Annotated in this window: 11 protein-coding genes and 1 tRNA gene; 9 read left to right on the top strand and 3 right to left on the bottom strand. The window is 70.1% G+C overall.

Annotated elements, in window-relative coordinates; all coding sequences use genetic code 11:
- The first annotated feature begins 31 nt into the window (after positions 1–31).
- The 9 genes from DY262_RS20170 to mdoH all read left to right on the top strand — a co-directional run bounded on the left by DY262_RS20170 (position 32) and on the right by mdoH (position 10035).
- Positions 32–108 (top strand) — tRNA-Met (locus DY262_RS20170).
- Positions 109–167: 59 nt separating this feature from the next.
- On the top strand, positions 168–728 hold the full coding sequence (locus DY262_RS20165) for a YaeQ family protein (protein ID WP_116960865.1): 561 nt from the start codon (positions 168–170) through the stop codon (positions 726–728).
- Between the two features lie 58 nt (positions 729–786).
- Positions 787–1254: a hypothetical protein gene (locus DY262_RS20160; RefSeq protein WP_116960864.1), complete on the top strand. Its 468-nt coding sequence runs from the start codon at positions 787–789 to the stop codon at positions 1252–1254.
- Between the two features lie 66 nt (positions 1255–1320).
- A complete protein-coding gene (miaB, locus tag DY262_RS20155; RefSeq protein ID WP_116960863.1) occupies positions 1321–2682 on the top strand; it encodes a tRNA (N6-isopentenyl adenosine(37)-C2)-methylthiotransferase MiaB in 1362 nt (453 codons plus the stop codon).
- A gap of 25 nt (positions 2683–2707) precedes the next feature.
- Positions 2708–4126 (top strand): ATP-binding protein, encoded by a 1419-nt coding sequence (locus DY262_RS20150; RefSeq protein WP_116960877.1) that lies wholly within the window; start codon positions 2708–2710, stop codon positions 4124–4126.
- A complete protein-coding gene (locus DY262_RS20145; protein WP_116960862.1) occupies positions 4116–4847 on the top strand; it encodes a hypothetical protein in 732 nt (243 codons plus the stop codon). The genes DY262_RS20150 and DY262_RS20145 overlap by 11 nt, the downstream gene beginning before the upstream one ends.
- Before the next feature lie 72 nt (positions 4848–4919).
- Positions 4920–6329, top strand: coding sequence for a sigma 54-interacting transcriptional regulator (locus DY262_RS20140; RefSeq protein WP_116960861.1), 1410 nt, complete (start codon positions 4920–4922; stop codon positions 6327–6329).
- Between the two features lie 191 nt (positions 6330–6520).
- Entirely contained in the window at positions 6521–8080 is a 1560-nt protein-coding gene (locus DY262_RS20135) for an OpgD/OpgG family glucan biosynthesis protein (protein ID WP_116960860.1), read from the top strand.
- Positions 8077–10035, top strand: a complete 1959-nt coding sequence (gene mdoH, locus DY262_RS20130; protein ID WP_181936578.1) for a glucans biosynthesis glucosyltransferase MdoH — start codon at positions 8077–8079, stop codon at positions 10033–10035. Before DY262_RS20135 ends, mdoH begins: the two co-directional genes overlap by 4 nt.
- On the opposite strand, the gene DY262_RS20125 is transcribed toward mdoH, so the two are convergent.
- The 3 genes from DY262_RS20125 to DY262_RS22170 all read right to left on the bottom strand — a co-directional run.
- Positions 10036–11463: an HlyD family type I secretion periplasmic adaptor subunit gene (locus tag DY262_RS20125; RefSeq protein ID WP_245981124.1), complete on the bottom strand. Its 1428-nt coding sequence runs from the start codon at positions 11461–11463 to the stop codon at positions 10036–10038. It abuts the gene before it with no gap.
- 10 nt (positions 11464–11473) lie between these two features.
- The gene (locus DY262_RS20120) at positions 11474–13714 is read right to left on the bottom strand and encodes a type I secretion system permease/ATPase (RefSeq protein WP_116960858.1); all 2241 of its coding nucleotides are present in this window, start codon (positions 13712–13714) and stop codon (positions 11474–11476) included.
- Between the two features lie 28 nt (positions 13715–13742).
- Positions 13743–14168, bottom strand: a 426-nt coding sequence (locus DY262_RS22170) for a calcium-binding protein (RefSeq protein WP_281272935.1), incomplete at its 5' end; no start/stop codon positions are given.

Genomic DNA, 14168 nt, shown 5'->3' with positions numbered 1-14168 from the left:
CGCCACGGCTTGGGCTATAATGCGCGGCTTCGGCGATATAGCTCAGTTGGTTAGAGCGCAGCATTCATAATGCTGATGTCGGTGGTTCAAGTCCACCTATCGCCACCAGACAGCGAGGCGGGTTCCGGCAACGGGACCCGCCTTTTTCATTCGCCCGACGAATCGCCATGGCCCTCAAGTCCACCGTTTTCAAGGCGCACCTGCAGATCGCCGACATCGATCACGGCCACTACGCCGACCACGCCCTCACCCTGGCCCGCCACCCCAGCGAGACCGACGAGCGCATGATGGTCCGCCTGGCCGCGCTGGCACTGAACGCGCACGAGCTGGTCGACATTTGCGGCGGCGACGGCACCCTGGCCTTCGGTGCTGGCCTGTCGGACCCGGACGACCCCGATCTGCACCTGACCGATTTCACCGGTCGCAAGCGCCTGTGGGTGGAGGTCGGCCAGCCCGAGGACAAGCCGCTGGCCAAGGCCTGCAGCCAGGCCGACGCGGTGCGCGTCTACCCCTTCGGCCCCGCGGCCGAGGTCTGGTGGCGCGGCATCGAGAACAAGCTGACGCGGCTGGACAAGCTGCAGGTCTGGCGCCTGCCAGCCGAGGCGGCGCCCGCGCTGGGGGCGCTGGCCGAGCGCAGCATGCAGCTGCAGGCCACGGTGCTCGAGGGCGTGCTCACGCTCAGCGGCGAGCGCGGCAGCGTGAGCCTGGAGCCCGTGCGCTGGCGGTGAACCCGGCAACGCACGCGTGAGACAATCGCCGACTTCGTTCAGCCTCTGGATCAACACCATGAACCGCTGTCTCACCTCCCTGGCGATCGGGGCCTCGCTGGCCCTGGCGGGCACCGCGCAAGCGCAGTCCGAAGCCTCCACCACCAGCACCACGACCACCACGCTCCTGCCGGCGCCCGCGCCCGGCGCGCAGGCCGGCGTGCGCAGCTTCCCCAAGGAAGCCCTGCGCGGCACCCTGACCGTCAAGCTGCCGCCCCACGTCGAGATGGACGACCGGGTCACCCGGCTCACGCCCGGCGCGCGCATCCTCGATGAAAGCAATCGCAACCTGCGCTCGGCCTCGCTGGTGAACCGCGAGCTCACGGTCAACTACCTGATGGACCGCCAAGGCCAGATCACGCAGGTCTGGATCCTGAGCGAGGCCGAGAAGAAGGAGCGCCGCCGCACCCTGGGTGTGGAGCGCAACTTCACCTTCGAATCGCAGCAGGGCGCGGCCCCACCGGCCACCAAGCCCGCCGCCAACTGATCCCCACGTGAATGCGCGCCCCGCCATGGGGCGCAACGGGCGCTTCGCGCCCGCAGGAGCTTTGCCATGAGCCAACAGAAAAAGGTGTTCATCAAGACCTTCGGGTGCCAGATGAACGAGTACGACTCGGACAAGATGGCCGACGTGCTGGGCGCCGCCGAGGGCTACGAGCCCACCGACGACCCCGAGCAGGCCGACCTCATCCTCTTCAACACCTGCTCGGTGCGCGAGAAGGCGCAGGAAAAGGTGTTCTCGGACCTCGGCCGCGTCAAGCACCTCAAGCAAAAGGGCGTGCTCATCGGCGTGGGCGGCTGCGTGGCCAGCCAGGAAGGCGACGCCATCATCCAGCGCGCGCCCTTCGTCGACGTGGTGTTCGGCCCGCAGACCCTGCACCGTCTGCCCGAGCTGCTGGCGCAGCGCCAGCAGCAGGCGCGCCCGCAGGTGGACATCAGCTTCCCCGAGATCGAGAAGTTCGACCACCTGCCGCCCGCCAAGGTGGACGGCGCCTCGGCCTTCGTCTCCATTATGGAAGGCTGCTCCAAATACTGCAGCTACTGCGTGGTGCCCTACACGCGCGGCGAAGAGGTGAGCCGCCCCTTCGACGACGTGCTGGTGGAGATCGCCGGCCTGGCCGACCAGGGCGTGAAGGAGGTGACGCTGCTGGGCCAGAACGTCAACGCCTACCGCGGCGCCATGGGCGGCACCAGCGAGATCGCCGACTTTGCCCTGCTCATCGAGTACGTGGCCGGCATCCCCGGCATCGAGCGCATCCGCTACACCACCAGCCACCCGAACGAGTTCACGCCGCGCCTGATCGAAACCTACGCCACCGTGCCGCAGCTGGTGAGCCACCTGCACCTGCCGGTGCAGCACGGCAGCGACCGCATCCTCATGGCCATGAAGCGCGGCTACACGGCCATGGAATACAAGAGCACGATCCGCAAGCTGCGGGCGATCCGGCCCGACATCTCCATGAGCAGCGACTTCATCGTCGGCTTCCCCGGCGAGACCGAGGACGATTTCAACAAGATGATGAAGCTCATCGAGGACGTGGGCTTCGACAGCAGCTTCTCCTTCATCTTCAGCCCGCGCCCGGGCACGCCCGCGGCCAACCTGCCCGACGACACGCCGCACGAGCTCAAGCTCCAGCGCCTGCAGCACCTGCAGGCCACCATCGAGGCCAATGTGCGGCGCATCAGCGCCAGCCGCGAGGGCACGGTGCAGCGCATCCTGGTGGAGGGCGCCGCGCGGCGCCCGGGCCCGAACGGCGCGGCCGAGCTCATGGGCCGTACCGAGTGCAACCGCATCGTCAACTTCGACGGCGGCCCGAACGGCGCGCGCCTGGTCGGCCAGATGATCGATGTGCGCATCACCCAGGCCCTGCCGCACTCGCTGCGCGGCGAGGTCATGGTGCGCGAAACCGCCTGAGGCCGGTCCTGCGGTGATCGGGCGCGTGAGACCCTCCTCGCTCTCGTTCCAGCAGCTGCTGCTGGTCGCCTTCCTGCTGATCGGCGCGCTGCTCGGCGGCGCGGCGGTGCGCACGCTGTTCTCGCTGGAGACCCTGCTCGGGCAGAGCCGCGAGGGCACGGCCCAGGCCATCGCCCTGTCCACCGCGGCGCAGTCGCTGTCCGAGCGCAGCCTCACCATGGAGCGCGCGGCGCGCCAGTCGCTGGTGCTGCGCGACAGCCAGCTGCGCCAGCGCTTCAGCGAGGCCGCCAGCCAGGCGCGCGACATCCTGCAGCGCCTGCAGGACAACGAGCTGCCGCCCGAGTTCGCGCAGAACTGGCGCGAGCAGATGCAGGCGGTGGCCGAATTGCTCGACGGCCCACCCGAGACCGCGCTGGACCGCGAGCGCGACGTGGCGCGCGCCTTCCGTGAACTCGACGGCCACAGCGCGGCCATCGCGCAGAAGGTGCAGTCCATCATCGCCGCGCGCAACGCCGCACTGCAGGCCGGTTTCCAGCGCAGCCAGGAGCAGCTCACGCAGGTCGTCACCGGCGCCATCCTGCTGGCCGCCGGCATGGCCCTGGGCTTTGGCGTGTGGCTGGCCAAGCCCTTCAAGCGGCTGGAGCGCGCCATCGTCTCCCTGGGCGAGAACCGGCTCGACCAACCGATCGACATCGTCGGCCCGAGCGACGTGCGCCGCGTCGGCCAGCAGCTCGACTGGCTGCGCCTGCGACTGACCGAACTCGACGCCGACAAGGCGCGCTTCCTGCGCCACATCTCGCACGAGCTGAAGACGCCGCTGGCCTCGCTGCGCGAAGGCGTCTCGGTGCTGGGCGACGGCGTGGCCGGCGCGCTCAACCCCGACCAGGCCGAGGTGGTCAACATCCTGCAGCACAACACCCAGGTGCTGCAGACACAGATCGAGGCGCTGCTGCGCTTCAACGCCGTGGCTTTCGAAGCCCGCCAGCTCCGGCGCGAGCGCACCGACCTGCGCGGCCTGCTCGACGACCTGGTGGAAGAGCAGCGCCTGCACTGGCAGGCGCACGGCCTGCAGGTGCGCGTCGAAGGCGATCCGGTCTGGCTGCAGGTCGACCGCGAAAAAATGGCCTCGGCCATCGGCAATCTGCTGCTCAACGCCATCCGCTTTTCGCCGCAGGATGGCACCATCCGCCTGGTGCTGCTGGGCCTGCCGGGGCGCGTGAGCATCGACATCGTCGACCAGGGGCCCGGCGTGGCCGAGGCCGACCGCGACCGCATCTTCGAGCCCTTCTTCCGCGGCCAGCGCCAGCCCGACGGCGCGGTGCGCGGCACCGGCATCGGCCTGTCCATCGTCCATGAGTACATCGTCGCCCACGGCGGCCGCGTCGAGCTGCTTGACAGCCCTGCCGGCGCCCATTTCCGCATCGAGTTGCCCCATGCCACATGAACCCGCGCGCCCCACGGCGCCCGCCCGCTTCGATCCCTCCCCCGCCCGGGTCGGGCTCTGGCTGGCCACCTGCGCCCTGAGCGCCTGCGCCACCACCCCGCTGCCGCCGCCGCCCGCCCCGCCCATCGCCAGCAGCGCGACCCGGGCGGCGCCAGCGCCGATGAGCCCCGCCGCGCCCCAGGCGATCCAGCCGGTTCATCCGCCCGCCGCCGCGCCCGTGGCCGCCGCGGCGGCCCCTGCCCCGCAGGCCCCCTCGCTGGTGCAGCCGGCGTCGCCCAGCGCGACCGAGGGCGAGGCCGCCGCCCGGCTGCTGCGCTACGCCGACCGCGTGCGCGGCCTCAGCCCGGCCGAACTGAGCCTGGAGATCGCCGCCATCGGCGACCCTGGCGGCGCGCCCGAACGCCAGCTGCAGCTCGCCCTGGCGCTGATGCACCTGAACCAGCCGGTGGAGACCGCGCGCGCCCTGGGCCTCGCGCAGCGCGTGGCCAACAGCGCCGCGCCCGACAGCGCGCCGCTCAAGCCGCTGGCGCGCCTGCTGGCTCAGCGCCTGCTCGAACACCGCAAGATCGAAGAGGCCCTGGACAAGCAGAACGCGCAGCTGCGCGAGCAGCAGCGCCGCATCGACCAGCTCAACGAGCGGCTCGAGGCCATGCGCGCCATCGAGCGCAGCATCAACAACCGCCCGCCGGCGCCCGCGGCCCCCGCGCCGCGCGCGCCCTGAGAAAGCCCCCATGAGCACCGCACGGCCGCCCGAAGGGGCTCGCACCGCAGCGCGTCACGCGAAGGACATCCAATGAGCGACGTCCCCCACCACCGATCGCGCATCCTGGTCGTCGACGACGACCCCGACATGCTGCGCCTGCTGTCCATGCGCCTGGGCGCGGCCGGCTACCAGGTCACGGCGGTCGGCTCGGCCGAGGCCGCGCTGGCCCAGCTGGAAATCGAGCGCCCGCAGCTGGTGCTGTCCGACGTGCGCCTGCCCGGCCGCGACGGCCTGGCCCTGTTCGCCGAAGTGCGCTCGCGCCACCCCTCGCTGCCGGTCATCCTGCTCACCGCGCACGGCACCATTCCCGATGCGGTGGAGGCCACCGCGCGCGGCGTGTTCGGCTACCTCACCAAGCCCTACGAGGCCAAGGAACTGCTCGACAAGATCGCCCAGGCCCTGGCGCTGAGCACGCCCGCCGGCCCGTCGCGGCGCGCCGACGAGGCCTGGCGCAGCGACATCGTCAGCCGCTCCAACCGCATGGACGACCTGCTGGCCGAGGCGCGCATGGTCGCGCAGAGCGACGCCAGCGTGCTGTTGCGCGGCGACTCGGGCACCGGCAAGGAAATGCTGGCGCGCGCCATCCACAAGGCCAGCGCGCGCGCCGGCAAGCCCTTCGTGGCGGTCAACTGCGGCGCCATCCCGGAGGCCCTGCTCGAGTCCGAGCTGTTCGGCCACGTCAAGGGCGCCTTCACCGACGCGGTGGCCAACCACAAGGGCCTGTTCCAGGCCGCCGACGGCGGCACCCTGCTGCTCGACGAGATCGGCGACATGCCACCCGCCCTGCAGGTCAAGCTGCTGCGCGTGCTGCAGGAGCGCGCCGTGCGCCCGCTGGGCTCCAGCCAGTCGGTGCCGGTGGACGTGCGCATCGTCTCGGCCACGCACCGCGACCTGGAGGTCGCCATGGCCGAGGGCCAGTTCCGCGAAGACCTGTACTACCGCCTCAACGTGGTCACGCTCACCCTGCCCACGCTGGCCGAGCGGCGCGAGGACATCCCGCTGCTGGCCAATCACTTCCTCTCCAAGCTGGCGGCCAAGTACGGCAAGCGCAGCTCGGGCTTCGCGCCCGAGGCGCTCAAGGCCCTGACCATGGCCACCTGGCCCGGCAACGTGCGCCAGCTCTACAACGTGGTCGAGCAGGTCTGCGCCCTGTCCACCACGCCGCTGGTGCCGCTGGCCCTGGTGCAGCGCGCGCTGCGCACGCCCACCATGGAGGTGCTGAGCTTTGCCGAGGCGCGCCAGCGCTTCGAACGCGCCTACCTGGTCGACCTGCTCAAGATGACCGACGGCAATGTCGCCGACGCGGCCCGCCTGGCCCAGCGCAACCGCACGGAGTTCTATCGCCTGCTGCAGAAGCACGCGCTCACCCCGGGCCTGTTCAAGAGCGACGGCTCCGGCGCCCCCGAGGCCGGGGGTGACGAGGCTGTCGCCGATACGTGACACGAAAAGATCGTTGATTCTTTTCGATATTTTTGGGTACCCCCCTCCCCCTGTCGCCGCTCGGCGACAAAAAACGCGGGTTTACCCTAGTGCCGACGCCCTGGGTGGCCGACCGGCCCGTCGAGGCCCATCCAAGCCATTGATTTAAAAGGCTTTTCCCCCACTGGCACAGGCCTTGCCCTCAAGGGGGCATGCCTTTGGTTTTTTCCCTTCCCCTGCCGGCCCTGCGCTGGCGCCTGGGTGGCCTGCTGGCCGCGCTGGCGCTGGTGTCCTCGCCGGCCCGGGCCCTGAGCTGGGAGCAGCTCTCCCACCTCGCCCAGACACGCGCCGCGGAGCCCTGGCGCGAAAGCGGCGACAAGCTGCCCCCGGCCCTGGCCGACATCACCTACGACCAGCTGCGCGACATCCGCTTTCGCACCGAGCGCTCCACCTGGCGTGAACTGAACCTGCCCTTCGAGGTGCAGTACTTCCACCTGGGCCTGTACCAGACCCAGCCGGTGCGCATCCACGAAGTCGCCCCCGACGGCCAGGTGCGCGCCCTGCCCTACCGCGCGCAAGACTTCCACTTCGGCAAGAACGGCTTCGACACCAGCGGCTGGGGCGACCTGGGCCACGCCGGCTTGCGCCTGCACTACCCGCTCAACAACCTCGCCTACAAGGACGAGCTGGCCGTCTTCCTGGGCGCGAGCTACTTCCGCGCCCTCGGCGCGCAACAGGGCTACGGCCTGTCGGCGCGCGGCCTGGCCATCGACACCGTGGGCGGCAACGGCGAGGAATTCCCGCGCTTCAGCGAGTTCTGGCTGCGCCGCCCGAGCGCCGATGCGCGCGAGGTGACGGTGATGGCCCTGCTCGAATCGCCGCGCGTGACGGGCGCCTACGAATTCGTCATCCGCCCCGGGTTCACCACCACCATGAACGTGCGCCTGCGCCTGTTTGCGCGCGAAGGCGCCGCGCCGGTCAACACCCTGGGCATCGCGCCGCTCACCAGCATGTTCCTGTCGGGCGAGAACCAGCCCCTGCCGGGCGACTTCCGCCCCGAGGTGCACGACTCGGACGGCCTGATGCTGGTCACCGGCGAGGGCGAGTGGATGTGGCGCCCGCTGCAGCGGCCCAAAGCCATTGCCGTGAGCTCCTTCACCACCAGCAACCCGCGCGGCTTCGGTCTGATGCAGCGCGACCGCCGCTTCGCCAGCTACGAGGACGTCGAGGCCCGCTACGAGCGCCGCCCCAGCGCCTGGGTGCAGCCCGTGGGCGACTGGGGCCCGGGCCGCGTGGAGCTGGTGCAGCTGCCCACGCCCGACGAGACGCACGACAACATCGTCGCCTACTGGGTGCCGGCGCAGCCGCTGGTGGCCGGCCAGCCGCTGGAGCTGCGCTACGACCTGTCCTGGCAGGGCGACGAGCAGCAGCGCCCGCCCGCCAGCTGGGTCACGCAGAGCCGCCGCGGCTATGGCTACACCAAGCTCAGCGCCGCCGAGCAGGCCGCCCAGCCCAAGTTCGTGCTCGACTTCGCCGGCCCCGCGCTGGACGCCCTGCCCGCTGGGGCCAGCGTCGAGCCCAAGGTCAGCACCAATGCCAACGGCCGCGTGCTCGAGGCCATCGCCTACCCCAACCCGGCCACGCGCACCTGGCGCCTGAGCCTGCGCGTCGAGCGCATCGACCCCACCCAGCCGGTCGAACTGCGCGCCTTCCTGCAACACCAGCAACACACCGTGAGCGAAACATGGACGCAACTTCTGCTGCCCGAATGAAGCCCCGCAGCCTGCTGCGGCAAGAGCGCCACCCGAACGCGGTGACCGCGCCCCCCATCAACCGCGGCTCCATGGCGCCGCGCCCCTGGCGCGGCTTCTGGAACAGCATCGGGACGGTGCTGCTCAGCACGGCCAGCGGCCTGCTGCCGCCCTATGCCCAGGGCCAGGCGCCCGCGCGCGCCGGCGCGCCGCTGGAGCCTTGGCAGAACGCCGCCAACTGGCGCCGCGCGATCTTCGTGGCCCTGACCCTGGCCTGGACGCTGATGGCCGGCCTGATGTTCTGGGAACTGCAGCCCACCAGCGGCAACGGCCTGCTGCGCGTGGCGCAGCTCACCCTGTTCGTGGTCCTCTCGGCCTGGGTGCTCACCGGCTTCGTCACCGCGCTCATGGGCTTCTGGGTCTCGATCTTCGGCGACCGCCACACCCTGCGCGCGGCCGAGGTGCGCGACCACGCCATGAACCCCGAGGCGCGCACCGCCATCATCATGCCCATCTGCAACGAGGACGTGGCCACCGTCTTCGCGGGCCTGCGCGCCACCTGCGAATCGCTCGCCGCCACCGGCGAATCGAAGGTGTTCGACGTCTTCGTGCTGTCCGACAGCTACGACCCCGAGATCCAGCGCGCCGAACGCGCCGCCTGGGAAAGCCTGCGCAGCGCCCTGGCCACCAGCGGCCTGCCCTCCATCGAGGTCTACTACCGCCTGCGCACGCGCCGCAGCCACCGCAAGGCCGGCAACGTGGCCGACTTCTGCCGCCGCTGGGGCAAGGACTACCGCTACATGGTCGTGCTCGACGCCGACAGCGTGATGAGCGGCCGCTGCCTGGTCGACATGGTCAAGCTGATGGAAGCGCACCCGCGCGCCGGCATCATCCAGACCGCCACGCAGGCCGTGGGCCACGCCACGCTGCACGCGCGCTCACAGCAGTTCGCCTCGCGCGTCACCGGCCGCCTGTTCACGCTGGGCATGCAGTTCTGGCAGCTCGGCGAGTCCCACTACTGGGGCCACAACGCCATCATCCGCGTCGAGCCCTTCATGAAGCACTGCGCGCTGGCCCCCATCAAGGGCACCGGCGGCATGTCGGGCGGCATCATGTCGCACGACTTCGTCGAGGCCGCGCTGATGCGCCGCGCCGGCTACCACGTGTGGCTGGTCTCCGACCTGCACGGCAGCTACGAGCAGCAGCCGCCCGACCTGCTGAGCGAGCTGCAGCGCGACCGCCGCTGGTGCCAGGGCAATCTGCAGAACGCGCGCCTGATGGCCGAGCCCGGCATCCACCGCGTGCACCGCAGCATGTTCGCCATTGGCGCCATGTCCTACCTGTCGGCGCCGCTGTGGCTGGGCTTCCTCACCATCGGCACCGCCCTGTGGGTGGCCGACAGCACCCTGCTGCCCGACTGGCAGGCCCTGCCCGCCGAACTGCGCGGCCTGTGGGTCTGGACGCTGTGCCTGCTCTTCATGCCGCGCGTGCTGGGCCTGATCGCCGTCTTCCTCAAGCGCGAGCAGCGCCAGTTCGGCGGCGCGGGCACGCTCATGCTCAGTGCGGTTGCCGAGACCCTGCTGGCCGTGCTGCAGGCGCCGATCCGCATGCTCGCGCACTCGCTGTTCGTGCTGGTGGCCCTCACCGGCCTGAAGCTGGAGTGGAAGTCGCCCCCGCGGGAGGCCAGTGGCGTGAGCTGGGGCGATGCCGCCCGCCGCCTGGCGCCCATGACCGCCGTCATTGCCCTCATGGGCGCGGGCGTGGCGCTGCTCAACGCCGCCGCGCTGCTGTGGCTGGCCCCCGTGGCCCTGCCGCTGCTGCTGGCCATCCCGCTCACCGTGGCCACCAGCCACGTGGACCTGGGCCAATGGATGCGCGCGCGCGGCGTGCTGCTGATCCCCGAGGAATCCTGGTCGCCGGCCGTGCTGCGCCGCGCGTGGAAGCACGCGAGCCGGCTGGCGCTGAAGGCGGTTTGATCAGCGCTCGCGCAGGCTTTCGTCGGTGTGCCGCAGCAGCGGCGCCAGGAAGTACTCGATCACCCGGCGCTGTCCGGTCTTGACCTCCACGCTCACGGCCATGCCGGGCGACAGGCGCACCTCGGAGCCATCCACGTCCAGGCTGGTGCGCGCCAAACGCACGCGGCTGGCGTAGATCAGGCCACGCCGCTCGTCGCTGATGGCGTCGTGCGAGACGCTGGCGAGTTCGGCGTGCAGCGTGCCGTACTTGGTGAACTGGAAAGTCTCCACTTTCACCTCCGCCACCTGGCCTTGGCGCAGGAAGCCGATGTCCTTGTTCTCGAAGAAGGCCTCCACCTCCAACGGCTGGTCCGCCGGCACGACCACCATCAGCGACTGCGCGGGTGTGACCACGCCCCCTTCGGTGTGCACCGCCAGCTGCTGCACCGTGCCGTCCACGGGTGAGGTGAGCCGCGTGAGTCGACCCCGTGCCTCGGCCTTGATGCGCTCCTGCGCCAGTGCGTCCAGGCGCTGCTGGGCCTGCTCGATGCTGTCCAGCGCGGTTCGGCGCGTTTCGGCCGTCAAGGCGCGCTGCTGCGCGCGCGCTTCGTCGAGCGAGGAGGCAATCTCCTGCAGGCGGTTGCGCTGCGCGGCCAGGTCGGCCTCCATCTCGATGCGCGCCTGCTCCTGTTCCAGGTAGCCGTGGTGGGACACAAAGGACTGCGCCACCAGGTTGCGGTAGTCCTGCGCGCGCTGGGTGGCAATGGGCAAGGTCTGCTCCAGCTTGCGCACCAAGGCCTGCGTGGCGCGCCACTCGGCCTCGCGGCTCGCGGTGTCGGCCGCCACCCGTTCGCGGCGGGTCTGGTACTCCGCGTACTGGCCTTGCAGCAAGCGGGCGGCCTCCTGGCGGCGGGTGGCATCCACCTCCCTCAGCGGCGGCAGGCTCGGGGCACCAGAGCCGTCCAAGGCCATCAGCAGCGCCTGCCCACGCATGAGCTGCAGCAGCGCGGCCGTGTGCTCGGCCGCCAGCCGATCGGCGTCGGCCATGGACGCCGTGGGGTCCAGCTCGATCAGCACCTCGCCCGCGCGCACGAACTGCCCATCGTGCACGTGGATGGCCTTCACCATGGCGGCCTCCAGGGGTTGAACGGTTTTGGTTCGGTCGCTAGGCACCACTTTGCCCTGTCCGACCGCCACCACGTCGATGCGCCCGAACGTGGCCCACAGAAGCGCAATGAGCAGGAAGGCCACAACAAGCCCCATGGCCAGGCGCGGCGCGGGCGAGAGGGGGGTTTCCTGCAGGGCCAGCGCGGCCGGCAGGAACTGGGTCTCGTGCGCCGGGCGCGGCGGCGCGTCCAGCGCCGCGCGCTGCGCCCAGACCTGGCGCCACACGGCGCGGTGGCGGCCCAGCAGATCGCTCAGGGCCTGCCATTGCAGACGGAGTTTCATGCCCATCCCTTCACGCCTGCTGCAGACGCCACAACTGGCCGTAACGGCTGCCCGGGCGCGCCAGCAGCTCGGCGTGCGTGGCCGACTCCACGATGCGACCGCGCTCCATCACCACGATTCGATGCGCGTCGCGCACCGCGCTCAGCCGGTGCGCCACGATGATCACCGTGCGCCCCTGGGCAATGCGCTGCATGTTCTGCTGCACGATGCGCTCGCTTTCATAGTCCAGCGCACTCGTGGCCTCGTCCAGGATGAGGATGCGCGGGTTGGTCATGAGCGCGCGCGCGATCGCAATGCGCTGCCGCTGCCCACCGGACAGGGTGGAACCATGCTCACCCACCATCGTGTCGTAGCCCTCGGGAAGCTCGGCAATGAACTCATGCGCCCCCGCCAGGCGAGCGGCGCGCACCACCGCTTCCAGCGGCGCGCCCGGGTCGGCCAGGGCGATGTTGTCGCGCACGCTGCGCGCGAACAGCACGTTCTCCTGCAGCACCACACCCACCTGGCGGCGCAGGGAACTCGCATCGGCCATCAGCAGATCGATGCCATCCACCAGGACCCGCCCGCGCTCGGGCGCGTACAGGCGCTGCACCAGCTTGGTCAGGGTGCTCTTGCCGGAACCCGAACGCCCCACCACCCCCACCACGGTGCCGGGTGCGATGTCCAGCGACAGGTCGCTCAACACCTCGGGCCCATCGGGCCGGTAGCGGAAGTGCACCCCCTCGAACGTGACCCGCCCCGCCAGGGGCGGCAGCGCCGCCTTCTGGCCCGACACCTCGGTGCGAGCGTTCAGGATGTCGCCCAGGCGCTGCACGGAAATGCCGGTCTGCTGGAAGTCGGTCCACAGGTTGGCCAGGCGCATCACCGGCTGCGCCACTTGGCCCGCCAGCATGTTGAAGGCGATCAGCTGCCCCACGGACAGATCGCCCTCGATGACGAAGCGCGCACCGAAATACAGCGTGAGCACCGTCACCGCCTTGGAAATCAACGTGACCCCGCTGTTGGCCAAGGTGCCGATGGTGGCCGTTCGGAAACTGGCCGACACGTAGCCCGCGAGCTGCTGGTCCCAGCGACGCGTCCACTGCGGCTCCACCGCCATGGCCTTCACGGTGTCGATGCCGCTGATGGTCTCCACCAGAAAGGCCTGGTTCTCGGCACCGCGGTTGAACTTCTCGTGCAGGCGAGCGCGCAGGATGGGCGTGCACACCGCCGTCACCAGCACGTAACACGGCAGCGAGGCCAGCACGATCAGCGTGAGCCAGCCACTGTAGTACGCCATCACCGCGAGAAAGACGATGGAAAACAGCAGGTCGAGCACCACCGTGAGCGCGTTGCCCGTGAGGAAGGCGCGGATGTTTTCCAGCTCCCGCACGCGCGCCACCGAATCGCCCACGCGCCGGGCCTGGAAGTACTGCAGCGGCAGGCCCAGCAGGTGTCGGAACAGACGGGCGCCCAGCTCCACGTCTATGCGACTGGTGGTGTGCGCGAATACGAAGCTGCGCAAGCCGCCCAGCGTCACCTCGAATACCACCACCACCGCGAAGGCGATGGCGATCACGTCCAAGGTGGTGTAGCCGCGGTGTACCAGCACCTTGTCCATCACCACCTGGAAAAACAGCGGCGTAATGAGCGCGAACAACTGCAGCGCGAAACTCACGCCCAGCACCTCCAGCAGCAGGCGGCGGTACTTCACCACGGCGGGAATGAACCAGGTGAAATCGAACTTCGCCATGTCGCCCGCGATGGAAGCGCGCGAGGTAAAGAGGATCAGTTCGCCGGACCACTGGGCCTGCAGGGCGTCGAGGCTGAGGGATTCCGGCCGGCCAACAGTGGGAGACTGGATCAGGGCGCGGCCTTCGTCGATGCGGGCGAGGAGGAAAAAACTGGTGTCGCCGGTGGCGCCCTTGCCCGGCTCACCGTGCTGCGCACTGCTGGCCCGCGACGCACCGATCCCGATCGCCGGCAAGGGCGTCTTCGCCAGCCGCGCCGGATCCACGCGCACGCGCTTGGCCACCAGCCCCAGTTTCCTCGCAGCCAACAGCAGGTCCTGCGCGTCCAGTGCACGGCCATCGTGCGCGAACTCGTGCGCGATCTGGTCCGGGTCCGCCGCCACGCCATGCAGTCGGGCGATCATCACCAGGCAAGCGATGCCGCTGTCCTGCTCGGCGGGGCGGCGTGGGGGTGGCTGCGGCGCCTGATCAGCGCGCGCAGGCCCCGAGGCGTCCGGCGCCTCCAGCGTCGGGTCCGACATGCTGTTCTCCTCCCAAGGGTTCTTGTCGTCAGTTCCAGGCTGCCGCGATCACCGGAGTCAAGGCGACCTGCTGCTCGGGCGTGAGTGAGGTCTGGCCCGGTGCGGGTGGAGCGAAGGCGGCCATCGCGTTGACGAGGGAGTCGACTTGACTGAACAGCAGCCTCTGGCCGTCGCTCAGGTGCATCTCCTCGATGAGGTAGTTGGAGCCGGCGTACCAGTTCGTGATCTGCACCTGACCGCCATCACCGAGCACCTGCACCAGCAAGTCATTGCCTGAGCGGGAGAACCACAGATCCTCTTCGGTGATGCCTGCACCAAAGCTGAGCTGGTCCAGGTAGATGCTGCTCGTGCCGTGCGTACCGTAGTCGCTGATGGTGTCCGAGCCATCGCCCCGGTTGAACACATAGGTGTCGTTGTAGCCGCCGCCCGTCATGGTGTCGTTGCCCGTCCCACC

Source organism: Hydrogenophaga borbori, assembly GCF_003417535.1.
Taxonomy (GTDB): Bacteria; Pseudomonadota; Gammaproteobacteria; order Burkholderiales; family Burkholderiaceae_C; genus Hydrogenophaga; species Hydrogenophaga borbori.
The sequence above is the reverse complement of the archived record's forward strand: the minus strand, read 5'-3'. Positions and strand labels throughout refer to the sequence as shown.